20 protein-coding genes are annotated in these 26,430 nt (G+C 72.1%); 10 read left to right on the forward strand and 10 right to left on the reverse strand.

All coding sequences use genetic code 11. The annotated features are described in order from the left end of the window. Positions 1 to 97: 97 nt before the first annotated feature. The 4 genes from V1L54_RS11755 to chvE all read right to left on the reverse strand — a co-directional run bounded on the left by V1L54_RS11755 (position 98) and on the right by chvE (position 5,695). Complete coding sequence (locus V1L54_RS11755) at positions 98 to 1,612, reverse strand: family 43 glycosylhydrolase (RefSeq protein WP_330117884.1); 1,515 nt, start codon at positions 1,610 to 1,612, stop codon at positions 98 to 100. Positions 1,613 to 1,713: 101 nt separating this feature from the next. Next, entirely contained in the window at positions 1,714 to 2,961 is a 1,248-nt protein-coding gene (gene mmsB, locus V1L54_RS11760) for a multiple monosaccharide ABC transporter permease (protein WP_330117885.1), read from the reverse strand. Then, the gene (mmsA, locus tag V1L54_RS11765) at positions 2,958 to 4,526 is read right to left on the reverse strand and encodes a multiple monosaccharide ABC transporter ATP-binding protein (RefSeq protein ID WP_330117980.1); all 1,569 of its coding nucleotides are present in this window, start codon (positions 4,524 to 4,526) and stop codon (positions 2,958 to 2,960) included. The genes mmsB and mmsA overlap by 4 nt, the downstream gene beginning before the upstream one ends. 56 nt (positions 4,527 to 4,582) lie before the next feature. Continuing rightward, positions 4,583 to 5,695, reverse strand: coding sequence for a multiple monosaccharide ABC transporter substrate-binding protein (chvE, locus tag V1L54_RS11770; protein ID WP_330117886.1), 1,113 nt, complete (start codon positions 5,693 to 5,695; stop codon positions 4,583 to 4,585). A gap of 470 nt (positions 5,696 to 6,165) precedes the next feature. On the opposite strand from chvE, the gene araB reads away from it, so the two are divergent. The 4 genes from araB (at position 6,166) to V1L54_RS11790 (ending at position 11,839) form a co-directional block, all read left to right on the forward strand. Beyond that, entirely contained in the window at positions 6,166 to 7,875 is a 1,710-nt protein-coding gene (gene araB / locus V1L54_RS11775; RefSeq protein WP_330117887.1) for a ribulokinase, read from the forward strand. Between the two features lie 73 nt (positions 7,876 to 7,948). Continuing rightward, positions 7,949 to 9,457, forward strand: a complete 1,509-nt coding sequence (gene araA, locus V1L54_RS11780) for an L-arabinose isomerase (RefSeq protein ID WP_330117888.1) — start codon at positions 7,949 to 7,951, stop codon at positions 9,455 to 9,457. A 92-nt stretch (positions 9,458 to 9,549) separates the two neighbouring features. After that, positions 9,550 to 10,263: an L-ribulose-5-phosphate 4-epimerase AraD gene (gene araD / locus V1L54_RS11785; protein ID WP_330117889.1), complete on the forward strand. Its 714-nt coding sequence runs from the start codon at positions 9,550 to 9,552 to the stop codon at positions 10,261 to 10,263. A 130-nt stretch (positions 10,264 to 10,393) separates the two neighbouring features. Then, positions 10,394 to 11,839 (forward strand): family 43 glycosylhydrolase, encoded by a 1,446-nt coding sequence (locus V1L54_RS11790; RefSeq protein ID WP_330117890.1) that lies wholly within the window; start codon positions 10,394 to 10,396, stop codon positions 11,837 to 11,839. Between the two features lie 190 nt (positions 11,840 to 12,029). Here the strand turns inward: V1L54_RS11790 and V1L54_RS11795 are convergent, their stop codons facing one another. Beyond that, positions 12,030 to 13,016 (reverse strand): LacI family DNA-binding transcriptional regulator, encoded by a 987-nt coding sequence (locus V1L54_RS11795; protein WP_330117891.1) that lies wholly within the window; start codon positions 13,014 to 13,016, stop codon positions 12,030 to 12,032. A gap of 360 nt (positions 13,017 to 13,376) precedes the next feature. On the opposite strand from V1L54_RS11795, the gene V1L54_RS11800 reads away from it, so the two are divergent. The 4 genes from V1L54_RS11800 to yjfF all read left to right on the forward strand — a co-directional run bounded on the left by V1L54_RS11800 (position 13,377) and on the right by yjfF (position 17,980). Next, entirely contained in the window at positions 13,377 to 14,345 is a 969-nt protein-coding gene (locus V1L54_RS11800; RefSeq protein ID WP_443076603.1) for an ABC transporter substrate-binding protein, read from the forward strand. An 88-nt stretch (positions 14,346 to 14,433) separates the two neighbouring features. Beyond that, a complete protein-coding gene (locus V1L54_RS11805) occupies positions 14,434 to 15,981 on the forward strand; it encodes a sugar ABC transporter ATP-binding protein (RefSeq protein WP_330117892.1) in 1,548 nt (515 codons plus the stop codon). Continuing rightward, a complete protein-coding gene (locus tag V1L54_RS11810; RefSeq protein WP_330117893.1) occupies positions 15,978 to 16,985 on the forward strand; it encodes an ABC transporter permease in 1,008 nt (335 codons plus the stop codon). The genes V1L54_RS11805 and V1L54_RS11810 overlap by 4 nt, the downstream gene beginning before the upstream one ends. Beyond that, entirely contained in the window at positions 16,982 to 17,980 is a 999-nt protein-coding gene (yjfF, locus tag V1L54_RS11815) for a galactofuranose ABC transporter, permease protein YjfF (RefSeq protein ID WP_330117894.1), read from the forward strand. The genes V1L54_RS11810 and yjfF overlap by 4 nt, the downstream gene beginning before the upstream one ends. 81 nt (positions 17,981 to 18,061) lie before the next feature. Here the strand turns inward: yjfF and V1L54_RS11820 are convergent, their stop codons facing one another. From V1L54_RS11820 to V1L54_RS11830, 3 genes are all read right to left on the reverse strand, one after another. Next, positions 18,062 to 18,481, reverse strand: a complete 420-nt coding sequence (locus V1L54_RS11820; protein ID WP_330117895.1) for a PPOX class F420-dependent oxidoreductase — start codon at positions 18,479 to 18,481, stop codon at positions 18,062 to 18,064. Between the two features lie 115 nt (positions 18,482 to 18,596). After that, complete coding sequence (locus V1L54_RS11825; RefSeq protein WP_330117896.1) at positions 18,597 to 19,184, reverse strand: TetR/AcrR family transcriptional regulator; 588 nt, start codon at positions 19,182 to 19,184, stop codon at positions 18,597 to 18,599. 54 nt (positions 19,185 to 19,238) lie between these two features. Then, positions 19,239 to 20,753 (reverse strand): FAD-dependent monooxygenase, encoded by a 1,515-nt coding sequence (locus tag V1L54_RS11830; RefSeq protein ID WP_330117982.1) that lies wholly within the window; start codon positions 20,751 to 20,753, stop codon positions 19,239 to 19,241. 314 nt (positions 20,754 to 21,067) lie between these two features. On the opposite strand from V1L54_RS11830, the gene V1L54_RS11835 reads away from it, so the two are divergent. Further along, positions 21,068 to 21,904, forward strand: coding sequence for a class I SAM-dependent methyltransferase (locus V1L54_RS11835; RefSeq protein WP_330117983.1), 837 nt, complete (start codon positions 21,068 to 21,070; stop codon positions 21,902 to 21,904). Positions 21,905 to 21,993: 89 nt separating this feature from the next. Here the strand turns inward: V1L54_RS11835 and V1L54_RS11840 are convergent, their stop codons facing one another. After that, positions 21,994 to 23,862 carry a LamG-like jellyroll fold domain-containing protein gene (locus tag V1L54_RS11840; protein ID WP_443076592.1) on the reverse strand — a complete coding sequence of 623 codons (1,869 nt, stop codon included), beginning with the start codon at positions 23,860 to 23,862 and terminating at the stop codon, positions 21,994 to 21,996. Between the two features lie 305 nt (positions 23,863 to 24,167). On the opposite strand from V1L54_RS11840, the gene V1L54_RS11845 reads away from it, so the two are divergent. Beyond that, entirely contained in the window at positions 24,168 to 25,022 is an 855-nt protein-coding gene (locus V1L54_RS11845) for an SCO6745 family protein (RefSeq protein WP_330117898.1), read from the forward strand. A gap of 205 nt (positions 25,023 to 25,227) precedes the next feature. On the opposite strand, the gene V1L54_RS11850 is transcribed toward V1L54_RS11845, so the two are convergent. Then, positions 25,228 to 26,109, reverse strand: a complete 882-nt coding sequence (locus V1L54_RS11850) for a CAP domain-containing protein (protein WP_330117899.1) — start codon at positions 26,107 to 26,109, stop codon at positions 25,228 to 25,230. Positions 26,110 to 26,430 lie beyond the last annotated feature (321 nt).

The following is a 26,430-nucleotide window of genomic DNA, read 5'->3' on the forward strand; positions in this document are numbered from 1 at the left end:
GGTCGGCCTCTCTCACCCCGCCCGTTCCTCCTCCGGCGAGGTGGTGGAGGAGGAACGGGCGGGGCAGTGGTGGGGAGATGAGGGCGGCGGGGGCTCTTTACTCGCCGGACGGCGCGGTGAGCGGGACGCCCGTCCTGACCGGGGTGCCGAAGTCGGGTGTGCCGTCGGCGTTCCAGGTGAACTTCTGGGCGCGGGTGGACCGGTTCATGTCGCAGCCGCCGCTCGCCGAGTCGTTGGCGTGGTAGACGATCCAGTCCTCGGTGCCGTCGGGGGACTTGAAGAACCCGTTGTGCCCCGGCGCGAAGACGCCGTTGGCGTCACTGCGCTGGAACACCGGGTCCGGTGACTTGGTCCAGTGGTCCCGGTTGAGCGGGTCGGTGCCGGTGAGGGTGAGCAGGCCCAGCTTGTAGTCCGGGCCCCAGCAGGCGCTGGCCGAGTAGACGAGCATGGTCCGGCCGTTGTGGTAGAGGGGCTCCGCTCCCTCGTTCACCGCAGCGGTCTGCCGTTCCCAGGGCAGGGTCGGCGAGCTGATCGTCCGGCGCGGGCCGCTGGGGGTCCAGGGGTTGCTCAGCGGGGTGACGGACAGGCTCTGCGTGCCGTCCATGGCGCTGCCCAGGAGGTACAGTCTGCCGCTCACCTTCAGGATGCTGGGGTCGAGCTCCCAGGTGTTCCCCAGGTCCGCCTTGAAGTGGTACGGGCCCATCGGGTTCGTACCCTCGCTCTCCAGCACGTGCAGCCGCTGGGTGGGGTTGTAGTCGGAGACGTTCTGCCCGGCGGTGTAGTACAGGTACCAGCGCGGGCCGTTGGGGCCGTCGAGGAGGTGGAACTCCGGGGCCCACATGTTGCAGCAGCCGTTCGGCCGGCCGGACAGGTCGAACACCACGGTGTCGGGCGCGGTGGAGAGGCCGGCGAGGGTGGCCGAGCGCCGCATGGTGATCGTGGAGTTCCAGGTGGTCGTGGCCAGGTAGTAGTGGCCGTCGTGGTACTGCAGCCACGGGTCCGGGCCGTTGCGCTTGATCGGGTTGGTGAACGTGCCGGCGGCACCGGGGCCCAGCCTGACCAGCTGCCACTGCTGGTTGGCGCCGCCGGTGTCCGGCCACTGGATGATCTGGGCCCCGTCGGCGGTGGAGAAGTCGAGGACGTCGAGCGCCTTGCCGCTGTTGCGGTTGATCAGGCGCACATGGCCGCCGTCGGAGTCGGCCAGGCGGAACTGCTGGCTGGCCCGGTTCTGGTCGGTCTGCTGGACCAGTCCCGCCCGGTCCGCGGTGGAGCCGCCCTCGATGTCGAGGACCTTGCCCGAGTGCCGGGACCTGAGCCGGTACCAGCCGCCGCCGGAGTCGACGAACTGCCACTGCTGCCAGGCCCCGTCGTTGCGGGACCACTGGGTGATCCGCGCCCCGTCGGCGGTGGCCAGGTCGTACACGTCCAGCGCCTTGCCGCTGTGCCGGTTGACCAGCACGTAGGAAGCGCCGGGGTCCACCACCGCCGCCGAGGCCGTCCGCGGTACGGCGATGCCGCTCACCCCGATCAGGACGGCGGTCAGGGCGGCGGCGAGGCGGGCGCGCCACCACCGCGGGCGTAACGGTGTGCGCGGTGTTCCGCTGGCTGGCATCGTGTGTTCCTTCCTGGGGCGGCGGCCGGGGGGACGGGCCGCCGCGTACGGGCGGGTACCGCGCCGCCGCGGGGACGGCGGCGCGGTCGCCGGGGCACCGCTCAGGTGCCGACCTTCCGCTTGTTCCACACGTCGAAGCCGACCGCGGCGAGCAGCACCAGGCCCTTGATCACCTGCTGCCAGTCGGTGCCGACCCCGACGAGGTTCATGCCGTTGTTGAGCACTCCGAGGACCAGGCCGCCGATGATGGCGCCCAGGACGGTGCCGACGCCGCCGCTCATCGAGGCGCCGCCGATGAAGGCGGCCGCGATGGCCTCCAGCTCGAAGTTGATGCCCGCCTTGGGGGAGGCCGCGTTGAAGCGGGCCGCGAAGACCAGGCCGGCGAGCGCCGCGAGTATCCCCATGTTCAGGAACACCGCGAACGTGATCTTCTTGTCCTTGACCCCCGACAGCTTCGCCGCCGGCAGGTTCCCGCCGATGGCGTACACATGGCGCCCCACCACCGCGTTGCGCATGACGTAGCTGAACCCGACCAGCAGGACGGCCAGGATGATCAGGACCACGGGGGCGCCCTTGTAGCTGGCCAGCAGGAGTGTCGTCGTCAGCACGGCGGCGATCAGCGCCGTCAGCTTCAGGGCGAACAGGCCGGCCGGGAGTGTCTCCAGGGCGAACTCCCGCTGGCGGCGCCGGTCGCGCAGCTCCTGCCACACCACGAAGGCGATCAGCGCCAGCCCGAGGAGCAGGGTCAGGTTGTGGTAGTTGGTCGAGGGGCCGGCCTCGGGCAGGAAGCCGTTGGCGATCTTCTGCAGCTCCTCCGGGAACGGGCCCAGGGTCTGCCCCTTCAGGAAGATCTCCGTCAGGCCGCGGAACAGCAGCATCCCGGCGAGCGTCACGATGAACGACGGGATGCCGACATAGGCGATGAAGAACCCCTGGAGGGCGCCGGCGGCGGCTCCCAGCAGGAGGGTGATGCCCACCGCGACGGGCCAGGGCACCTGGTGCTGCACCATGAGCACCGCCGCCACGGCGCCCACCAGGGCCGTCAGGGAGCCCACCGACAGATCGATGTGCCCGGCGATGATGACGATCATCATGCCGATGGCCAGGATGAGGATGTAGCTGTTCTGCAGCACCAGGTTGGAGACGTTGCGCGGCAGCAGCAGGTCACCGCCCGTCCAGACCTGGAACAGGACGACGATCAGCCCGAGGGCGAACAGCATTCCGTACTGGCGCATGTTGCGCCGGGCGCCCTCCAGCAGGGCGCGTACCACCGGCGATCCGGTGCGGGGGCCCTGGGTGCCGCCCGTGGGTGCCGGGGCGGCCGGGCCGGTGGTCAGGTCGGTGGTCATGCCTGGTGTCCTTTGCTGGGCGCGCCGGTGGCAGCGGCAGTCGGTGCGTGGGTGTCCTGCGTCATGTGCCGCATCAGCACTTCCTGGGTGGCCTCCGCGCGCCCCACCTCCCCGGTGAGCCGGCCGGCGGCCATGGTGTAGATGCGGTCGCACATGCCGAGCAGTTCGGGCAGTTCGGAGGAGATGAAGAGGATGGCCTTGCCCTCGGCTGCGAGCCGGTCGATCACGGTGTAGATCTCGAACTTCGCGCCGATGTCGATGCCGCGGGTGGGTTCGTCCAGGATGAGCACGTCCGGACCGGCCAGGATCCACTTGCTGAGGACGACCTTCTGCTGGTTGCCGCCGGACAGGCGGCCGACCTTCTCGAAGACGTGGGGGGCCTTGATGTTCATGGTCCGGCGGTACCGTTCGGCCACCCGCCGTTCCTCGTGCTCGTCGACCACTCCGCGCCGGGCGAGCCTGCCCAGGGAGGTGAGCGAGATGTTCCGGCTGATGGAGTCGCCGAGGTTCAGGCCGTAGTGCTTGCGGTCCTCGGTGACGTAGGCGATTCCGTTGGCGACCGCCTCGGGCACGGTGCGGTTCCGGATCTCCCGCCCGTCCTTGTACACGGTGCCCCGTGCGTACCGGCCGTAGGAGCGGCCGAAGACGCTCATCGCCAGTTCGGTGCGGCCGGCGCCCATCAGCCCCGCGATGCCGACGATCTCTCCGCGGCGGACGGTGAGCGACACTCCGTCCACGACCTTGCGGTGCTGGTCGACGGGGTGGTGCACGGTCCAGTCGCGGATCTCCAGCGCGGGCCGGTCCCCGGCGGGGCCCGCGTACGGAGTGCGGTCGGGGAAGCGGCTGTCCAGGTCGCGCCCGACCATTCCGCGGATGATGCGTTCCTCGGTGGTCTCCGGCGCCCTGACGTCCAGCGTCTCGATGGAACGCCCGTCGCGCAGGATGGTGACGGAGTCGGCCACCTGGGCGATCTCGTTCAGCTTGTGCGAGATGATGATCGAGGTGATGCCCTGGTGCCTCAGCTCCTGGATCAGCCGGATCAGTTTCGCGCTGTCCTCGTCGTTGAGCGCCGCGGTGGGCTCGTCGAGGATGAGCAGTCTGACGTCCTTCGCCAGGGCCTTCGCGATCTCCACGAGCTGCTGCTTGCCCACCCCCAGGTCGGCGACCCTGGTCTCCGGGTGCTCGTCGAGGCCCACCCGCCCGAGCAGTGCGGCGGCCCTGCGCAGCGCTTCGCGCCAGTCGATGACACCGCGCCGGGACGGCTCGTTGCCGAGGAAGATGTTCTCGGCGATGGACAGCTGGGGAACGAGCGCGAGTTCCTGGTGGATGATGACGATGCCGCGCTGCTCGCTGGCGCGGATGTCCCTGAAGCGGCACGGCTCGCCCTCGAAGAGGATCTCCCCCTCGTACGTCCCGTGCGGGTGCACGCCGGAGAGGACCTTCATCAGGGTCGACTTGCCCGCGCCGTTCTCGCCGCACAGCGCGTGGACCTCACCGCGCCGCACGGAGAGCGTCACGTCGGACAGCGCCCTGACCCCGGGGAAGGTCTTCACGATGGAGCGCATCTCAAGGACGGGACCGGCCGTGGGGCCCGCCTCGCGGCGGGCCCCCGGGGTGGGGGTCACTTGAGCTCCCCGGCGTCGATGTAGCCGGAGTCGACCAGGACCTCCTGGTAGTTCGACTTGTCCACGCTGACCGGGTCGAGCAGGTAGGCGGGGACGGTCTTCTCGCCGTTGTCGTACGTCTTGTCGTCGTTGATCTCGGGCTTCTCGTCGTTGAGGACGGCGGTGACCATGTCCGCGGCGACCTTGGCCAGTGCGCGCGTGTCCTTGTAGACCGTCTGCGTCTGCTCCCCGGCGATGATCGACTTCACGGACGCGACCTCCGCGTCCTGGCCCGTGACGATCGGCAGGGGCTTGGCGGCGCTCCCGTAGTCGTCCGACTTGAGGGCCGACAGGATGCCGATGGAGATGCCGTCGTAGGGCGACAGGACGGCGTCCACCCGGGCCCTGGAGTAGGTGGAGGTCAGCAGGTCGTCCATGCGCTTCTGCGCCGTTCCGCCGTCCCAGCGCAGGGTCGTGACCTGGTTGAGGGCGGTCTGCTTCGACCGGACGACGAGCTGCCCCTCGTCGAGGTAGGGCTTGAGGACCTTCATCGCCCCGTTGAAGAAGTACTTGGTGTTGTTGTCGTCGTTGGAGCCGGCGAACAGCTCGATGTTGAAGGGCCCCTTCTCCGAGCCGTCCTTCAGACCGAGCTTCTCGACGATGTACGTGGCCTGGAGCTCGCCGACCTTCTCGTTGTCGAAGGAGGCGTAGTAGTCCACATGGGGGGAGCCCAGGATGAGCCGGTCGTAGGAGATCACCGGGATGTCGGCGTCCGCGGCCTGCTGGAGGACGTTGGAGAGCGCCTCGCCGTTGATGGCGGCCACGACCAGCGCGTCGACCCCCTGAGTGATCATGTTCTCGATCTGGGACACCTGCTGGTCGGGGTCGTCCTCGCCGTACTGCAGGGTGGTCCGGTAACCGGCCTTCTCCAGGACCTTGGTCATGTTCCGGCCGTCGGCGATCCAGCGCTCGGAGGACTTGGTCGGCATGGCGATGCCGATGGTGAGGTCCTCCTTGTCCTTCGCCTCCTTGCTTCCCCCCTCGCTGCTCTGTCCGCAGGCGGTGAGGAGGAGCATGGCGCAACTGGCGGTGACGGCCAGGGCGGCGGATACGGCTCGGCGGTTCTTCATAGTCTTTCCCTGCTGTCTCGTCCGTGGGGAAGCGGCTCTGTACGGTTCGAGACCCTGCGCGAGCGGGGTTGCGCCGGTGGGGAACCGTGTCCGCACGGCCGACCTGGAAGCGGTCAGCCTGCCGAGAAGATTGTTAGCGCTAACTTGCGGTCGCAGCAAGAGGTTGTACACGTTTTCCCTCACCGACACACATCTGTGAACAGCGCGGCGGGGAAGACGGCGCGTCCGCGGGTCCGGCCGCAGACGCCTCCGGCCTCCGTGAAGGATCATCCCGCGGGCGGCGTCCGACGGCAGGGAGCGTCCTCCGGCCCGGTCACGGCACCGGCCGTCCGCCCGGACCGGCCCCCGGGGGTTTCCGGCAAAACCACACGCACCTCTTGTCCAACCGTCTTGTTATCGCTAACAATCTGTTGGACCGGTCAGCTGCCTCTCCCTGACCGCCCCGCTGCTCCTGACGAGAGACCCATACTGTGACCACCACACCTGCCCCTGACGGCACCCCCGATCACCGGCACCCCGAGGCCTGCACGGTCGGAGTCGACTTCGGCACCCTCTCCGGCCGCGCCGTGGTCGTCCGGGTCCGCGACGGCGCCGAACTCGGGTCGGCGGTCCACGAGTACCGCCACGCCGTCATCGAGGAACGCCTTCCCGCCACCGGTGATCCGCTGCCGCCCGACTGGGCCCTGCAGCATCCCGCGGACTGGCGTGAGGTGCTGCGCACCGCCGTCCCCGCGGCGGTCGCCGAGGCCGGGATCGACCCCGCCCTGGTCATCGGCATCGCCACGGACTTCACCGCCTGCACCGTGCTCCCGACCACCTCCGACGGCACCCCGCTGGCCGAGACGGCCGAGTGGGCGGCCCGCCCGCACGCCTGGCCCAAACTGTGGAAGCACCACGCGGCCCAGGACCAGGCCGACCGCATCAACGCCCTTGCCCACGCCCGCGGCGAGAAGTGGATCACCCGGTACGGCGGCAGGATCTCGTCCGAGTGGCAGTACGCGAAGGCCCTGCAGGTCCTGGAGGAGGATCCCGAGCTCTACGCCGCCTGCTCCCGCTGGATCGAGGCCGCCGACTGGATCGTGTGGCAGCTGACCGGCAGCGAGTCGCGCAACACCTGCACCGCCGGCTACAAGGGAATCCACCAGGACGGCGCCTACCCCTCCGCCGACTTCCTGGCCCGGCTGCACCCCGGCTTCGCCGACTTCGCCGCCACCCGCCTGGAGCACCCGCTGTCCCCGCTGGGCTCCCGGGTCGGCGGACTGAGCCCGCGGGCAGCGGCCTGGACCGGGCTGCGCGAGGGCACGGCCGTCGCCGCCGGCAACGTGGACGCCCATGTCACCGCCCCCGCCGCGGACGCCGTCGAGAACGGCCGGCTGCTGGCCATCATGGGCACCTCGACCTGCCACGTCCTCAACGGCCCCGCCCTCTGCGAGGTCCCGGGCATCTGCGGCGTCGTCGACGGCGGCATCGTCGAGGGCGCCTACGGATACGAGGCCGGCCAGAGCGGGGTCGGCGACATCTTCGCCTGGTGGCTGCGGCAGGGCGTCCCCGACGACTACCGTGCCGAGGCCGCGGCCTCGGGCGAGGACCTGCACCGGCTGCTGACCCGCAAGAGCGCCGCGCAGCCCGTCGGCGCACACGGCCTGGTCGCCCTGGACTGGATGAACGGCAACCGCTCCACGCTGGTCGACCACCACCTGTCCGGCGTCATCGTCGGTCTCACCCTCGACACCCGTCCCGAGGACGTCTACCGCGCCCTGCTGGAATCCACCGCCTACGGCACACGTGTGATCGTCGAGGCGTTCGAGAACGGCGGCGTCCCGGTCGAGGAGTTCATCGTGGCCGGCGGCCTGAAGAAGAACCCCCTGCTCATGCAGATCTACGCGGACGTGCTCCGCCGTCCCGTCTCCCTGGCCACGTCCGAGCAGGGGCCGGCGCTCGGCTCCGCCATCCACGCCGCCGTCGCCGCGGGCGCCCACCCCGACATACGGTCCGCGGCCGCCGCCATGGGCAGTGTCCGGCGCCACGCGTACGTGCCCGACCCCGGCCGGGCCGACGCCTACGACGCGCTCTTCGCCGAGTACCGCCTGCTGCACGACCGTTTCGGCACCGGCGCCGACCTCATGCTGCACCGCCTGCGCCGCATCCGGAACGCCGCACGCACGGCCTCCGCCCGCTGAACCGGCCCCGACCGGCCCCGCCGGCGTTCCCCCACTTCCGCCCCACCCGTCCCGTCCGAGGAGCACGTCCGCCATGGCCATCGCCCAGCCCGACCACGAGATCTGGTTCCTCACCGGCAGCCAGGCTCTCTACGGCGACGAGACCCTGACCCAGGTCGCCGAGCAGTCGCGGAGCATCTGCGACACCCTCGGGGCGCAGCCGCAGATGCCGGTGCGCCTCGTGTGGAAGCCCGTGCTCACCGACGCCGCCGCCATCCGCAGGGTCTGCCTCGACGCCAACGCCGACGACCGCTGCATCGGCCTGATCGCGTGGATGCACACCTTCTCCCCGGCCAAGATGTGGATCTCCGGCCTGGACGCGCTGCAGAAACCGCTGCTGCACCTGCACACCCAGGCCAACCGCGAGCTGCCCTGGGCCACCATCGACATGGACTTCATGAACCTGAACCAGGCCGCCCACGGCGACCGCGAGTTCGGTTTCGTCCAGACGCGGCTCGGGGTCCCCCGCAAGACCGTCGCCGGCCACGTCTCCTCCCCGGACGTCGTCCACCGCGTCGCCGCCTGGGCGCGGGCGGCCACCGGCCGCGCCGAGCTGGCCGGCCTGAGACTCGCGCGGTTCGGCGACAACATGCGCGACGTGGCCGTCACCGAGGGGGACAAGGTCGAGGCCCAGCTGCGGTTCGGCGTCTCGGTCAACACCTACGGCGTCAACGACCTCGTCGCGGCGGTCGACTCCGCCGCGGAGGACACGGTCACCGCGCTGGTCAAGGAGTACCTGGAGCTCTACCGCCTCGCGCCCGAGCTGCGGCCGGGCGGTGAGCACCACGACTCCCTGCGGTACGCCGCACGGATCGAGGCCGGACTGCGCGCCTTCCTCACCGAGGGCGGTTTCCACGCCTTCACCACCAACTTCGAGGATCTCGGCGGTCTGCGGCAACTGCCCGGCCTCGCCGTCCAGCGCCTCATGGCGGACGGTTACGGCTTCGGCGGCGAAGGCGACTGGAAGACCTCCGTCCTGCTGCGCACGTTCAAGGCGATGGGGCAGGGCCTGCCCGGCGGCGCCTCCTTCATGGAGGACTACACCTACGACCTCGCCGAGGGCCGGGAACTCGTCCTGGGGGCCCACATGCTGGAGGTCTGTCCCTCCATCGCGTCCGCGGTCCCCTCGTGCGAGATCCATCCGCTCAGCATCGGCGGGCGCGAGGACCCCGTCCGTCTCGTCTTCGACGCCGCCCCCGGACCGGCCGTCGTCGTCGGCCTGGCCGACATGGGAGACCGCTTCCGCCTCGTCGCCAACCGCATCGACGTCGTCGCCCCGCCCGAGCCGCTGCCCCGGCTGCCGGTGGCCCGCGCGGTCTGGCGTCCCCACCCGAACCTGCGCACCTCCACCGAGGCCTGGCTGACCGCCGGAGCACCGCACCACACCGTCCTGACCACGGCACTGGGCGAGGAGGAGATCGAGGACCTCGCGGAGATGCTGAGCACCGAACTCGCCGTCATCGACGGCGACACCACCATCCGCCGGTTCACCCGGGAGCTGCGCTGGAACCAGGCCTACCACCGTCTGGCGCAGCCCCTGTGACCGGCATCGCCGCCGGACGCCCGGCCCTCCGCGCGGTCCGGAGGCGCGCGTGACCGGCCCCGGTTCCCCTCTCCCCCAGGACGGAGTCACCCATGGGTAAGACTGTCTCCGACGAGCTGCGCAACGAGGTGCTGAGAGCCAACCTCCGGATACCCGAGGCCGGCCTGGCCACCCTGACCTGGGGAAACGTCAGCGGCGTGGACCGGGACGCCGGGGTGTTCGTCATCAAGCCCTCCGGCGTGTCCTACGAGGTGCTCGGTGAGGAGCACCTGGTCGTCGTCGCCCTGGAGGACGGGCGTGTCGTGGAGGGCGACCTGCGCCCGTCCACCGACACGGAGACGCACCGCAGCCTCTACCGGGCGTTCCCCTCCATCGGCGGGATCACCCACACGCACTCCACCCACGCCGTCGCCTTCGCCCAGGCCTGCCGCTCCATACCGGTCCTCGGCACCACCCACGCCGACACCTTCAACGGTCCGGTCCCGGTCACGGCGGCCCTCACCGCGGAGCAGTGCGCCGAGGACTACGAGTACAACACCGGTCAGGTCATCGTCGACCTGCTGGACGGCGACGACACCCGGGCGGTGGAGGTGCCCGGTGCCCTGGTGGCGCACCACGGCCCGTTCACCTGGGGTGCCGACGCCGCCAAGTCCCTCGAACACGCCGTCGTCTGCGAGGCGGTGGCCGAGATGGCCCTCCACACCCTCGCCCTGGGCACGGTCGTGCCCCCGCAGCACCTGCTGGACCGCCACTTCACGCGCAAGCACGGCCCGGGCGCCTACTACGGCAATCCCGGTCGCGTGTGACCGGGACGCCCGGCGGCGGTGACGGCGCGCACGCCACCCCCGCCGGGCGTCCCGCGGCTGCCCCGCCCCACCGGACGAAGGAACACGGCACCCGCCGACAACCCGCAGCCGCCCCCCACAGGAGAACACCATGAGACGCCTCACCAGCCGCGGCCCGTTAACGGTGATCGCCGCACTGGCCGTGCTCGTCGCCGCCGTCCCCGCTCAGGCGGCGGTCCCCGCCTCCCCCGCCGTGAGCTTCACCAACCCGATAGCGCTCCAGCGCGCCGATCCCCATGTCTTCCGGCACACCGACGGCTACTACTACTTCACCGCGACCGTACCCGCGTACGACCGCATCGTGCTGCGCAGGGCCACCACCCTCCAGGGTCTCTCCACGGCGCCGGAGACCACGATCTGGACCAGGCACGCCACCGGCGAGATGGGTGCGCACATCTGGGCGCCGGAGATCCACTTCATCGACGGGAAGTGGTACGTCTACTTCTCCGCCGGCACCACCGACGACGTGTGGAAGATCCGCCCCTACGTCCTGGAGAGCAGTGCCGCCAACCCCCTCACCGGCACCTGGACCGAGAAGGGCCGCATCCGGCTGCCGCTGGACACCTTCTCGCTGGACGCGACGACCTTCGTGCACAACGGCACCCGCTACCTCAGCTGGGCGCAGAACGACCCGGCCGTCGGCAGCGGAACCAGCATCTACCTCGCCAGGATGTCCAATCCCTGGACCATCAGCGGCACCCCCGCGCGGATCTCCACGCCCACCCACGCCTGGGAGACCGTCGGACACCGCGTCAACGAGGCGCCGGCCGTCATCCGGAGGGGCGGCAAGGTCTTCATGACCTTCTCGGCCAGCGCCACCGACAGCAACTACTGCCTCGGGCTGCTGACCGCCGACGCCACCGCCGACCTGACGAGACCGGCCTCCTGGCGGAAGCACCCGGCCCCGGTCCTCACCAGCAACGCCGCGACCAGCCAGTACGGCCCCGGCCACAACTCCTTCACCACGTCCGAGGACGGCAGGTCGGACATCCTGGTCTACCACTCCCGCGACTACCGGGACATCAACGGCGATCCGCTCGACGACCCCAACCGCCGCACCCGCTACCAGAAGCTGTACTGGAACGCCGACGGCACCCCCAACTTCGGCATCCCCGTGGCGGACGGCGCCACCCCGGTCCGCTTCTCGTCCTACAACTTCCCCGACCGCTACATCCGGCACTCGGAGTTCCGGGCCAGGACCGATCCGAACGTCACCGACCTCGCCGACTCCCAGTTCCGCGTCGCCACCGGCCTCGCCGGTGACGGCACCGTCTCCCTCGAATCGGCGAACCATCCCGGCCACTACCTGCGCCACAAGGACTCCGAGGTGTGGCTGGAGAGGAACGACGGCTCGGCCGCCTTCGCGGAGGACGCCTCCTTCCACCGCAGGGCGGGCCTGGCCGACTCCGCGTCCGGCGTCTCCTTCGAGTCCCTCAACCGCCCCGGACACTACCTCCGGCACTTCGACCACCTGCTGTACGTCCAGGCTCCGGGCACCGCGCTCGACCGCGCCGACGCCACCTACTACGCCGAGTAGGGGCGGGGCTCGCCCGGCTCCGCCGCGCACCCGGGTCCGGCCCGACGGGGCCGGGTTCCGGGTGCCCGGAACCGCCATGGCCGACGGAAGGGAGACCGGGGGCATGCCCGCTGGAGGTACACGCCCCCGTGCACGCGGGCAGGCCGGCCCCGGGGTGTCCTCGCGGGCGCCCCGGGGCCGGGAAGCGGGGTCAGCGGGGCGGGGCCGCCACGCTCTGCCGCTCGACGAGCGTGGGGGTGATGATGCGCTGGGCGGGGCCCGTCTCCCCGGAGGAGATCCGGTTCAGGAGCAGGGACAGGGTCTCGGTGGCCACCGCGTCGAAGTCGGGCCGCACGGTCGTCAGCGGCGGGATGAAGTAGGCCGACTCGGGCACGTCGTCGAAGCCGACGACGCTCACCTCCCCGGGAACGGACCGGCCCCGCTCGCTCATCGCGCGCAGGATGCCCAGCGCCAGGTGGTCGTTCGCGGCGAACACCGCGGTCACGTCCGGGATACGGGCCAGCATCAGGCCCGCGCGGTATCCGGCCGCCGCGCTCCAGTCGACCGTGGTGACCGGCGGTACCTCCGCGCCCGCGTCCTCCAGCGCCCGCTGCCACCCGCGCACCCGGCCCGCGGCGTCGAGCCAGTCGGGCGGGCCGGAGACGTGCCAGACGGTCTGGTGTCCCGCGTCCAGCAGGTGCCGGGTGGCGGCGGAGGCGCCCGCCTCCTGGTCCACGGTGACCAGCGCTGCGCCCCGGCCGACGTCGCCGTCCACGGTGACCAGGGGAACGTCCGCGGGCACCTCGGCCAGTGCCTCGTTGGCCGAGACCGTGGGCGCGATGACCACCATGCCGGCGACCCGCTGGTCGCGGTGGTGCTCCACGGCGGCGGCGATCGACGGCTGGTCCAGCTCCCGGACCCGCCGCACGCTCACCGTGAAGCCCGCCGCCGCGGCGGCCAGTTCGAAGGCGGCCAGCAGTGAGGCCGGGCCGAACAGGGTGGAGTTCTGCGCCACCACCCCGATCAGCTGGGTCTGCCCGGTCACCAGGGCGCGGGCGGCACGGTTTGGCCGGTAGCCCAGCTCCTCGATGGCGGCGCGCACCCGCAGCCGGGTCTGCTCCCGGACGTTGGGGTGTCCGTTGAGCACGCGGGAGACCGTCTGGTGGGAGACGCCCGCGAGCCGGGCGACGTCGGTCATGGCCGGACTGCGTGCCGTCCGGCCGCCCGCTGAGGTGCCTTCCACCCGTACTCCCTCGGTTCCGGTGTTCCCGTCTGCCCTGCCGCTTGTCAACGATAACCACCCGGGTGATCAGCCATGGCGGGGAACCGGCGCGGCCCCGCCGCCCCGGCCGCGCCGCGGGGGACCTGCGCAAACAGGCGGCACCGGCTTGGATTAGCGCTAACATAGCCCATTCCATAGGCGCATCAGAAGTGCGAAATCCTGGTGTCAGAAGGGTTGACGCTCTTAATGTTAGCGCTCACTCTTACCGCTACGTGACGACGGTCACGCAGGCTCCCCAGAGCGGGCGAGCGCGGTCCCACGGAGGAATGAGCAGTGCTGAAGAAGATCGCCACGGCCGCCGGCGTGCTCCTGCTGGCCACACTGACCGCCTGCGGCGGGGGCGGGACGGGTTCCGCCTCTGGCGGGCAGGACGACGGCAAGATCACCATGGGCTTCGCACAGGTCGGCGCGGAGAGCGGTTGGCGGACGGCCAACACCAAGTCCATCCAGGAAGCGGCCAAGGCCGCCGGAGTCGAACTGCAGTTCTCCGACGCACAGCAGAAGCAGGAGAACCAGATCAAGGCGATCCGCTCCTTCATCCAGCAGAAGGTCGACGTCATCGCCTTCAGCCCGGTCGTGGAGACCGGCTGGGACGCGGTCCTGCTGGAGGCCCAGCGCGCCAAGATCCCGGTGATCCTCACCGACCGCGCCATCGACTCCGACGACGGCTCGCTGTACGAGACCTTCCTCGGCTCCGACTTCGTCGAGGAGGGCCGCAAGGCGGGCCAGTGGCTGGTGGACAACTCCGAGGGCCCGGTCAACGTGGTGGAACTGCAGGGCACCACCGGCGCCGCGCCCGCCATCGACCGCAAGAAGGGCTTCGAGGAGGTCATCGGCAAGCGTCCCGACATCAAGATCACGGCCACCCAGAGCGGTGACTTCACCCGCGCCGGCGGCAAGCAGGTCATGGAGGCGTTCCTCAAGTCCAACTCCGACATCGACGTGGTCTACGCCCACAACGACGACATGGGCCTGGGCGCCATCGAGGCCATCAAGGCGGCGGGCAAGAAGCCGGGCGAGGACATCAGGATCATCACCGTGGACGCGGTCAAGGACGGCATGCAGGCCCTGGCCGACGGCGAGATCAACTTCATCGTCGAGTGCAACCCGCTGCTCGGCGAGCAGCTGATGGACCTGGCCGAGAAGGTCGTGGCGGGCGAGGAGGTCCCCGAGCGCGTGGTCACCGAGGAGACCACGTTCACCCCCGAGCAGGCCCGGGCCGCCCTCCCGGACCGCAAGTACTGACACGAGCGGCGGTCCCCGCCGCCGCGACCTCGCCCGGTCCGGGCGAGCGGCGGCGGGGACCGCGTCCACCACGACGAAAGCACTGGTCATGACCGATTCCTCAGCGTGCGACGGCGCTCCGGTGGTCGACATGCGCGGCATCAGCGTCGAGTTCCCCGGCGTCAAGGCGCTCTCGGAGGTCGACTTCCGGCTGTTCCCCGGTGAGGTGCACGCCCTGATGGGCGAGAACGGGGCGGGCAAGTCCACCCTGATCAAGGCACTCACCGGTGTGTACCGCCCGAGCGCGGGCGTGATCCGCCTGGACGGCGAACCGGTCGCCTTCCCCGGCCCCGCCCAGGCGCAGGAGGCCGGGATCAGCACCGTCTACCAGGAGGTCAACCTCTGCCCCAACCTGTCGGTGGCGGAGAACATCCTGCTCGGCCGTGAGCCGCGCCGCTTCGGCGGCATCGACGGCAGGGCCACCAGGGCCCGTGCGGCGCAGCTGCTGGACCGCATCGGTCTGGCCGTCGACCCCGCCTCCACCCTGGGCAGTCATCCCATCGCGGTCCAGCAGCTCGTGGCGATCGCCCGGGCGCTGGCCGTGGACGCGCGGGTGCTGGTCCTGGACGAGCCGACCTCCAGCCTGGACGCCGGTGAGGTCGCCGAGCTGTTCCGGATCATCCGGGTGCTGCGCGCGGAGGGGGTGGCGATCCTGTTCGTCTCCCACTTCATCGACCAGGTCTACGAGATCGCCGACCGGATGACGGTGCTGCGCAACGGCACCCTGGTCGGTGAGTACCTGCCCACCGAGCTGGACCGGCTCGAACTGGTGTCGGCGATGCTCGGCCGCGCGGTCGGCACCCTTGAGGAGGTACGGCGCCGCTCCGAGCACCGGGTCCCGGACTCCGCCCCGGTGCTGACGGCCCGCGGCCTCGGCCGGGCCGGCGCGATCGAGCCGTTCGACCTGGAGATCCACGCGGGCGAGGTGGTGGGCCTGGCCGGGCTCCTCGGATCGGGCCGCACCGAACTGGCCCGGCTGCTGTTCGGCGCGGACCGCCCGGACACCGGCACCCTCACCGTCGGAGGAAGACCCGTCCGCCCCCGCGGCCCGCGGTCGATGATCGCCGGCGGTGTCGCGTTCTCCTCCGAGGACCGCAAGGCCGAGGGCCTCATCGCGGACCTGAGCGTGCGCGACAACCTGCTGCTGGCCCTGCAGGCCGCGCGGGGGTGGGCGCGCCCGATCCCGCGCCGCACCGCCGAGTCGCTGGTGGACGAGTACATCGCCAGGCTCGACATCCGTCCCGCCGACCCCGGTGCCGTCATCGGCACCCTCTCGGGCGGCAACCAGCAGAAGGTGCTGCTCGCGCGGTGGCTGGTGACCCGGCCCCGCCTGCTCATCCTCGACGAGCCCACCCGGGGCATCGACGTCGGGGCCAAGGCGCAGATCCAGCAGATGGTGGCCGACCTGGCCGCCGAAGGCATGGCGGTGCTGTTCGTCTCCGCCGAACTGGAGGAGGTGGTACGCGTGTCCGACCGGGTCGTCGTGCTGCGCGACCGGCACAAGGTGGCCGAACTGTCCGGCCACGACATCTCCGTGGACAAGGTCATGTCCGCCATCGCCGCGCAGGACGGGCACACCCCGGCGGTGGCCTCGTGAGACCGGGACGCCTGCTCTGGCCGCTGGCCGCCCTGGCCGCCCTGATCGTGCTCAACGTGGTGGTCACGCCCTCGTTCCTGGAACTCAGGATGCAGGACGGGCACCTGTTCGGCAGCACCGTCGACATCCTCCGCAACGGGGCGCCGACGCTCCTCATCGCCGTCGGCATGACCCTCGTGATCGCCACCCGCGGCATCGACCTGTCGGTGGGAGCGGTCGCCGCGATCGCGGGCGCGATCGCCTGCACCTGGATCGCCGGAACCGGCGACGCGGTCACGGCCGTGCTGCTGGCCCTGGGCGTGTGCGTACTGCTCGGGCTGTGGAACGGATTCCTGGTCTCCGTCCTGGGCATCCAGCCGATCATCGCGACACTGGTGCTGATGACCGCGGGACGCGGTCTGGCGATGCTGCTCACCGAGGGGCAGATCATCACCGTCAAGAACTCGCTGTACCGCCAGATCGGCGCGGGTTTCCTGATACTGCCGGTGGCGATCCTGATCAGCCTGGCCGTCCTGGTCGGCGTCGCGCTGCTGACCCGACGGACCGCCCTGGGCATGCTGATCGAGGCGGTCGGGGTCAATCCGGAGGCCGGCAGGCTGGCGGGGATCCGCTCGCGCACGATCATCTGGACGGTGTACGTCTTCGCCGCCCTGTGCGCGGGAGTGGCGGGCCTGATGATCAGCTCCAACGTCAGCGCCGCCGACGCCAACAACGCCGGACTGTGGATCGAGATGGACGCCATCCTCGCCGTGGTCATCGGCGGCACCTCGCTGGCGGGCGGCCGGTACTCGCTGACCGGGACCCTGGTCGGCGCCCTGGTCATCCAGACCCTGACCACCACCGTCTACACCATCGGCGTCCCGCCCAACGTCACCCTGGTGTTCAAGGCGCTCGTGGTGATCGCCGTGTGCCTGCTCCAGTCGCCGCGCACGGCGGGGCTCGTGCGGGCCCGGCGCAAGCCCTCGGCCTCCGCCGTCCGACCCCAGAAGGTGGGTGCCCGATGAGCGTCTCCGCTCCCACACGTCTCCCCCGGCGCCTGGTGCCCGGGCGCCTTCCCCGGCGTTTCCTGCCGGTGGTCGCGACGTTCGTGGTCTTCATGGTCACCTTCGGCGCCGGCTCGGTCCGCTACGAGGGGTTCGCCTCGGGGCAGGTCGTCACCAACCTGTTCGTGGACAACGCCTTCCTCATCGTGCTCGCGGTCGGGATGACCTTCGTCATCCTCACCGGAGGCATCGACCTGTCCGTGGGGGCGGTGGCCGCGCTGTCCACCATGATCGCGGCCGCCACGCTGAACGCGGGCTGGCCGCTGTGGCTGGCCGTGCTCACCGTGCTCGCCGCGGGCGGCACCCTCGGCCTGCTGATGGGCCTGGTCATCCACCACTTCGACGTCCAGCCCTTCATCGTCACGCTCGCGGGCATGTTCCTGGCCCGCGGGCTGTGCTTCCTCATCAGTGTCGAGTCGGTGTCCATCAAGGACCCGGTCTTCCGCTCCGTCGCGACCGGGACCATCGGACTGCCCGGCGGCATCACCCTGACCTACAGCGTGCTGATCGCCCTGGCCACCGTGGCGGCCGGGGCGTACGTGCTGCACCTGACCCGCTTCGGCCGCACCGTCTACGCACTGGGCGGCAGCGAGTCCTCGGCACGGCTGATGGGCCTGGCCACCGGCCGCACCAAGGTCGGGGTGTACGCGGTCAGCGGGTTCTGCTCGGCACTGGGCGGGCTGCTGTTCGGCCTCTACATGCTCTCCGGCTACGGCCTGCACGCGGTCGGCATGGAGCTGGACGTCATCGCCGCCGTGGTGATCGGCGGAACCCTGCTGACCGGCGGGGTCGGCTATGTGGCGGGCTCGGTGGCGGGGGTGCTGGTGCTCGGCACCGTGCAGACCCTGATCTCCTTCGAGGGCACCCTCAGCTCCTGGTGGACCAGGATCGTCATCGGTGTGCTGCTGCTCGCCTTCATCGTGCTCCAGCGCCTGATCGTACGAAGACGGCGCTGAGCGCCTCCGTGCCGGATCGGGGAGGGGGCGCCGCGGCGCCCCCCTCCCCGATCCGGCCTCCTCGCGGCGGCGGGCCGGACGTCAGCCGGGCTGGTCGCTGTCCTTCAGCGATCCCCAGCCGTGCCAGCGGTCGATCTCGATCAGGGCGCTGACCCGGCGGCGGTCCCGCCGCGGGTACGGCTTCCCCAGGTAGTGCCGGGCCAGCCGGTCGATGTCGGCCAGCTCCTCGTCGTCGCGGAGTTCGACGACGCGGCCGATGAGGCTGACGTGCGTGTACCAGTCGCCCTCGGCGAGCACCGTGAGCGTGACCCGGGGGTCACGGCGCACGTGCTCCAGCCGTTTGCGGCCCTCGTCCATGTTGACCAGCACCCGGCCGTCCTCCCACAGGTACCAGGTGGCGGTGGACACCGGCTGGCCGTCCGGCCGCAGCGTCGTGATGACAGCAGGATTGGCCTTCTCCAGCATCGCGACGGCCGTCTCGGGAAGCGGTGGTTTCGACATGCGCGGTACTCCTTGCTGCGTCGTTGCTCGCTGTCCGGCCCGTACTGCCTTCCCCATGATCACATGCCGCGGTGCCGCCGCCAGGGCGGCACGGCTCCCGCACGGCACCCCCGTCTCAGCCGTGCAGGGCCTCGAACGCCCGGTCCACCAGCGTCGGCAGGTCTTCGGCACCCTGGCCGTCCACCCACACGGTGAGGGCGATGTTCAGCGCGGCCAGTGCGGCCGCGGCGAGAACACGGGTGCGCAGAACGTCGGCTTCCGGCCGGCGGGCGGCGAGGGCCTGTGCGAACAACCGCTCGGTGGCGTACTGGTTGTCCCAGAGCCGGGCGCGGAGGGCCGGTGTGGCCAGAATGAGCCGGGTACGGGCCAGGAGCGCGTCCCTGTCGTCGGCGTACACGGTCTCCAGAGCCTGTGCCAGTGCCCGGCGCAGGGCGGTGAGCGCGTCCTCGTCCGGGGGCCGCTGCTCGATGAGCCGGACGATCATCGGGTCGTAGTCGTCGGTCTCGACGACGGCCTCCTTGGTGGGGAAGTTCCGGAAGAACGTCATGTGGGAGACCCCGGCGGCGGTGGCGATCTCCCCGACGGTGGTGTTCTCGTACCCCTTGCTCAGGAAGAGCCGCAGCGCGTGCTCCTGGATGGCGCGGCGGACCTGGGCCTTCTTGCGGGCGCGCAGACCCGTCGGCGGAGTCGCGGACGCCCTCATGGCCTTGTGCCTCCCGGAGCCGGTCAGGTACGGCGGAGCGGGATCACCGGACGATCACCGCACATGGCCGTCACCGAGCACACGGGCCAGCCACCGGTCCAGCGTAGCCGGGGAGGTCCCGGACCATGCCAGGTGGCCGTCGGGCCGCACCAGCAGCGCGCGCCTCCCTCCGGCGACAGGGACCAGCACGGCCGTGTTCGTCTCCCCGAGGCGGCGCCGGGCGGCAGTCGCGAGGTCCGCCGCGGCGGCGGCAGGGGCGACAAGGGCCCAACGGGCCCCGAGCTCGGGGTGCAGACGGGTCCGGCCGCCGTCCTCGCGGACGCACTCCAGGTCGGGAACGCGGTCACCGGCGCGCGGGCGGGGGGTCGCCGCGGTCCGAAGCCGCCGGGAAGCCAGCGGACCGCGGCGGTAGCTGACCTTGAGCTGGGACATCTCCTCCCAGACCAGCCGCTGGACGAGTGGCCGGTTCAGCAACGGGGCGAAGAGGCGGTCGCGCGCCATCCGGGCCGGCGGATTCTCCCCGACGACCAGGCGGGTCGCGGCACTGGTGGACTTCAGGACCCCCTCCGCGACGGGCCGCCGTTCGGCCTGGTAGGTGTCCAGCAGCGCGTCGTGAGCACGCCCGGTGGCGACGAGGGCGAGTTTCCAGGCCAGGTTCTCGGCGTCGCCCAGACCGGTGTTCAGGCCCTGGCCGCCGAACGGGCTGTGGATGTGGGCGGCGTCCCCGCCCAGCAGGATCCGTGCGCGCCGATAGGTGGAGGCCAGGCGGCGGTGGATGCGGAACGTGGAGGTCCACAGCGTCTCCCGTACCTCTTCCCCGGCCAGGCCCGCCTGGTCCCGCAGCACCCCGAGCAGCGCGGCGAGCACGGCATCGGTGCCGGTGCCGGTGTCGTCGCCGGTCCCGGCGGGTGCCGGGGCCATCAGGCGCCACAGGTCGGTGCCGGGCAGGGGGAAGACGCCGATCATCCGGTCGGCGCTCAACCACACCGACACCGCGTCCCGGGGCAACGGCAGGGCGACCCGCACGTCCGCGAGCAGGAAGCGCTCGACGACGGGGACGCCGGGGAAGTCGATGCCCGCCGCCTTGCGCACCCGGCTGTGCGCGCCGTCGCATCCCACCAGCCAGCCGGCGCGCAGCCGCTCGTCGGGGAGACGGACGGTCACGCCCTCACCGTCCTGGTCGGCGGCCAGCAGTTCCCGGTCCCACTCCACTTCGGTGCCCAGCTCGGCGAGCCGCTGCCGGAGCCGGGCCTCCACCTCGGCCTGGGACACGAGCAGGGCGGGTCTGGTCACCAGGCTGGTCCGCCGGCCGAACCGCAGCCGGGCCACGGGTTCGCCGTCGGCATGGAGGACCGTCTGGCGGACCGGCAGCGAACGCTGCGGCAGGCCGTCCAGCGCACCCAGCCGGTCCAGGACCTCCAGACCCCGCGGCTGCAGTCCCAGGGCCCGCGAGGTCACCGACGGTTCCCGCGCCTTGTCCACCACCCGTACGGAAATCCCGGCGGCCCGCAGTCCGCACGCCAGGGCGAGCCCGGTGGGACCCGCTCCGGCGACCACGACGGTCGGCATGCTCACCCGCACCCCATCCGTTAGGAAGTAACAGTTGTTAGAAGCTAACACCCAGGGCAGTGAAGTCAACAGCCCCACCGCACCGGGAGCGCCGGAGCCCGGCACCGCCCGCACAGCCGCCGGTGGCGGCGGGGAGCGGGATCGGCGCCGCCGAGGCCACCTGCGGAGTGACGGCACCTCCTCTCGGCCTCCCGGAAAGACGGTCCGCGGGGTTGGATGGAGGCATGACCACAGCATCGGAGCAGCCGCAGCCGCAGCCGCAGCCGCCTGACCAGGACCGGGGCCGGGCGGGGTTCGACCCCGCCGTCCGTGAGATGTTCCGCGCCAACCAGGCCAACTGGGACGCGCGGACCACCGTCCACGCCGCCAGCCGCTTCTACGACCTGGCCGGCGCCGGAGCCGGGCCCGAGGACGTCCTGGCCTGGTCCGCCCGGTGGTTCGCCCCCTGCGAATGGGAGGACCTCGGCGACCTGGCCGGGAAGGACACCGTGCACCTGCAGTGCCATCTGGGCACCGAGACCCTCGCGCTGGCCGCCCGCGGCGCGCGCACCACCGGACTGGACCTCTCGCACGCCTCCGTCGCCGCGGCCCGGGAACTGGCCGCCCGGACGGGGCTGGCGGTGGACTACCACCAGGGCAACGTCTACGACGCCGTGGAGATCCTGGGCGGACGGCGCTTCGACCTGGTCTACACCGGCAAGGGCGCCCTGCACTACCTGCCCGACCTGGACCGCTGGGCGCGGGTCGTCGCCGGTCTGCTGCGCGACGGGGGCCGGGCCTACGTGGTGGAGTTCCACCCCCTGCTGCACTCGCTGGGCGACATGCCGCAGGAGGGCGAGGGGAACGAACTGCTGCTGCGCCACGACTATCTGGGCGGTCACGGCCCCCGGCACCGCCGGGTGCGCCACACCTACACCGACGGGCCTCCCGTCGAGGGTGCCGCCGACAGCTACGAGTGGGCGCACGGCCTGGGCGAGACCGTCGGCGCCCTGGTCCGCGCCGGACTGACCCTCACCCGGCTCACCGAGAGCGACGAGCTGCCCTGGCCCCGCTGGCCGCACATGGTCCGCGCCTCCTCGGGCTGGTGGCGCCTGCCCGACGACCGGCCGCGGATCCCCCTGGTGTACGCCCTGCTGGCCACCCGGTCCTGACCCCGGTGCCCTTCCGGCGATCGCCGGAAGGGCACCGGGAGGCCGCCTCCCGCCGGGGCCGCGCACCCGCGGAAGGCGGGTGCGCGGCGTCAGGAGGGATAGGGCGCCAGGAAGTCGCCCGGGTCCAGGGCCCGGGCGACGATGCGGGTGTCGCCGATCCACCCGTGGAAGCCCTGGCCGAACCGCTCGGCGAACTGGGTCGCGCCGATGACGAAGGGCTTGCCGAGCGTGGCGATACCGGTCGAGCGCTGGGCGGGATTGCGGGCGATCTTCGAGCCGTCGATGTACATCACGGTGCGGCGGCCGTCGTTGACCACGGCCACGTGCGTCCAGCGGCCGACCGGGATCGCGTGGCTCCAGGAGGTGGGGTCGGCGTCCTGGCGGTGGGGATAGACGACGAACTGCACGAAGCGCTCGCCGGACAGGTTGAGGCTGCACGTCGGTTCGTCGGGCGACCAGCCGGTGGTCTTGCCCGCGTCGCCGCTGCGTCCCTCCCAGCTGAGGAGGCCCATCCAGGCGTGGTCGCCCTCGAAGGGGTCGGGAAGCTTGAAGAAGGTCTCGATGGTGTATCCGGAGGTGAACTTCCGGCTGTTGAGCGGGGCGTGGGGGCCGGTGGTCAGGATCGCGCCCCGGTCCGGGTTCTTGCCGCCGTCGAACCGGAGGCTGGCGTGGGCGGGCTGGCCGCCGTGGTGGTCGGCCGACCAGGTGAGCGCCCGCGGGCCGGAGGCGTGCAGCCGCCGGGCCGTCAGGTCGTTGCCGTGGCCCGACAGGTCGCGCACCACGCTCCCGTCCGGTACGGGGGCGCCGTCCTCACCGGCGGCGGCCGTCCCCGCGGTGTCGAACCGCCAGTAGGCGGCGGTGTCCGGCAGCAGCACCGCGGAGGCCGGGCGCGGCCGGGGCGGTGTGACGGGGGCGAAGCCCCGGAAACGGGCGGCGAAGTCGATGTCCATGCTGAACCGGTCGGCGGGACCGGTCAGTTCGACGGTCTCCGCCTCCAGCGGCGTCCGCTCGCCCGGGTCGCGGGCCAGCAGCCAGGGCGAGAAGGTCTCCACGTCCACGGTGTTGCGGACCAGGTCGAAGGAGTACAGGCGGAGCATCGCCGCACCGCCGTAGTAGCGGTCCTGGTAGTTGGTGATGTGGACGTGGACGTCGTTGCCCGCGCGGTTGGTCAGCACGGTGCGGCCGGGGGGCCAGTAGTGGCCGCCCAGTGCCAGGAAGATCTGGTCGTTGCGGTCGATGAGCGCGTCCCACAGCCGCTGCCCGTGGGGCGACAGCCGCGCGGTGCCGGCGGCGTCGGCGTGGGCCAGGTCGTGGGTGGTCAGGATGGCGGGCAGCCGGGGATGTCCGTCGAGCACCTCCTGCGCCCACCGCACCCCCTTGTCCGACACCCGCCAGTCCAGCGCCAGGACCAGCCACCGGCGGCCGCCGGCCCGCAGCACGTGGTAGGTGTTGTAGCCGTCCGGGGAGGCCCCGCCGAAGGTCGGCACGGAGGCGAGGCGCCCGGGCCCGAACGCGTCCAGGTAGGGGGAGTCGCCGCGCTGGTCGTCGGTGGAGCCCGGTATGTCGTGGTTGCCCGCCAGCACGCTGTAGGGCACCTTGCGGTGGAGGGTGCGGAAGGTGTCCGCGGCGAGTCCGGTCTCCTCCCGCGTGCCGTGCTCGGTGATGTCGCCCAGGTGCGCGACGAAGGCGATGTTCGTCCTCCCGCGCTCGGCGACCAGGTAGCGGAAGGTCTCCCGCAGCGGCGCGGGATCGGCGCTGTCGGCGTCGAAGAGGTACTGGGTGTCGGGGAGGACGGCCACCGTGAAACGGGGGCTGTCGGGGTCGAACCGGCCTCCGCCGCCCGGTGCCGCGGCGTGTGCCGGCCGGGCTCCGAGAGCCGTCGCCGCGGCACCGGCCGAGGGCGCGGCGACGGCGGTCCGCAGCAGGGCACGCCGGTTCACACCGTTCCGTCTGTCCATGTCTGTCATTCCGGCTCCCTGCGCGGCTGTGCGGTCGTGCGGTCGTCAAGGCACTGTGCTGACCTGCCGTGGCCGCACGGTGGCCCGGGGCTGAACGGCGGCCGCCGGTTCACCGTATGCCGGGCGGGAATCCGGCCGTACGGCCCGGATCGGGCGGTGGCCGCCGGAACGCGCCGCTCCCGGCGGTGTGCTCGTCGCACCGGTACCGGCCCCCTCCGCGCCGTCCGAGGTTTCCCCGGGGCCCCGCCGTGGGCAGCACCCTCAGGTGCCCCGGACGGCCGGCGGCCCGGCGAGGAGGTGGCGGCGTGGAGGACGCGGAGCACACCGCTCGCGCACTGTGGAAGCTGATCGAGCCGGTCCACGCGGTGACCTACTTCGCGCCGCAGGCCCGGGCCGCCTTCGAGGAGGCGGGCCTGCGCGGTTTCTGGCGGGGGTACTTCGCCGGGCGCGCCGCGCCGCTGGGAGAGGTCGGCCCGGGGCCGGTCACGGCCGCGTTCTTCGGCTTCGCCCCGGCCATGGTCGCGCGGGCGCTGCCGGGTGTCTGGGGGACGGCGTCTCCCGGGCGCGCGCTGGAGGCCCGGCGGGCCGGCGCCGCCGCGGCTCTGGAACACCTGCTGCCCGGGGACGGCCGCCGGGTGGCGGAGGCCGCCGCTCTGCTGGTGCCCGTGGCCCTGGGGGCGGACTGCGCCGGACGGGTGCTGGCCGCCGCCAACCAGGCCCTCCCGGTGCCGCCGAACGCCGTCGACCGTCTGTGGCACGCGGCGACCGTCCTGCGGGAGCACCGCGGCGACGGTCATGTCGCGGCTCTGGTCGCGGCGGGCCTGGACGGCTGTGAGGCCCTGGTGCTGCGGGCCGGTGTCGACCTGCCGCGCGCCGAACTCCAGCCCTACCGGGGGTGGAGCGACGAGCAGTGGCAGGCCGCCCGGCACCGGCTGACCGACCGCGGGTGGCTGGCCGGCGACGGGACGGCGACACCGGACGGACGCCGGGCACACCGCGCGCTGGAGGCGGCGACCGACCGGGCGGCCGCCCGCCCCTGGCAGGCTCTCGACGCCACCGCGGTGGACCGGCTGCGGTACCTGCTCACCCCCCTGGCCCGCGCGTGCGCGGCGGCTCTGCGGTTCCCCAACCCGATGGGCCTGCCCGCCCCGGCCGGGTGAAACCACCCGGCCGCGCGGCGCCGCACGGGCAGCGGCCGGCCCCGGTGCGGTGCGCACCGGTCCGGGCGGCGGGGCACCCGCCGGAAGCCCGGCGGGCCGCCGGTGAACGGCGTGCGTCCGTGCGGTCAGGGGCCGGTCCGGTTCCGGGGCTGCCGGGGCTGCCGGGGCGGGGCCGTACCGCGCGCTGTGGCCCGCCGGGCGCCGCTCAGCGGCCCGTGCCGAAGTTCTGGGTCCACCACGGGCCGCCGTCACCGAAGTGGACCCCGACGCCCAGCTCCTCGAAGGCGCAGTTGAGTATGTTGGCGCGGTGGCCGGGGCTGTTCATCCAGGCGTCCATGACCGCGGCGGCGTCGGGCTGGCCCCGGGCTATGTTCTCGCCCAGGTTGGACCAGGCGTATCCGGCCGCCTCCACCCGGTCGGCCATCGTGGAGCCGTCGGGGCCGGTGTGGGACATCACGCCGGACGCGGCCATCACGTCGCTGTAGTCGTCCGCGGCCCGCGTCAGCCGGGCGTTGGCGGTGACCGGTTCGCAGCCGGCGGTCTTCCGTTCCTCATTGACGAGCGCGAGCACCTGGGCCTCCGGCCCGCCGCCGTCCGGCGCGGTACCGGCTCCGGAGTCGCCGGGTGCGCGCTCCCCGCCGCCGTTCCCGGCGGTCCCCTCGGTGCCGGTCCCCTTGTTCCCCGTGTTGTTCCCCGTGTTCTTCTCGGGGGACTTCCGCGCGCTCTTCCTCGGGGCCTCGGCCCGCTTCGTCCTCCCGGGGGAGGCGGAGGAGGAAGCGCCGCGTCCGGGCTCGGCGGACGTTCCGGCGCCGGGTGAGGGGGAGGTGCTCGCGCCGGGGGCGGGTGAGGCGGAAGGGGAGGCACCGTCCGTGGTCTCGTCCACCGCCGTGTCGTTCGCGGTGTCGGTGGCGTTCGCCGTCACCCGCTCCGCCGGCCCGTTCCGGTCCCCGCTCGCGAGGAACGTGACACCGGCGCCCGCGGCCACGGTGAGCACGCTGAGCGCGAGCGCGATGTCGCGGGCCGGTGTGCCGCTCCGGGGACGGGCGTGGGAACGGGGCCGGGAACGATCGGCTCGGCGGGAGCTCATGCGGACGGCACCTCGGGGAGTCGCTCGAAGGGCGGCCGGTTCGGGGAAGATCCCGGCGGGCGCGGCCCCGCCCACCGGGATTCTCGGGAGTCGGACGAGAGCGTAGGCGAACCTGTGACCGAGAAAGCGACTGGTGCCGGCTTCCTCACAAAGCCTTAAGGAAGCCATGAGGTTCGGACAAGGTACGTGTGGCCTCCCGGCGGTGCCGGGCCCCCGGGGGCCGGAGAGCAGGGCCGCGGCGGCGGGACGTGTGTCCCGCCGGGTCGGCGCTTCCACCGGCTGCTCCCCCTCGTCAGGGGCCACCGGCCGCGCCAGGCGCGC

Origin of the sequence: Streptomyces rubellus (assembly GCF_036323805.1) — a bacterium.
In the GTDB taxonomy this organism is placed as follows: Bacteria; Actinomycetota; Actinomycetes; order Streptomycetales; family Streptomycetaceae; genus Streptomyces.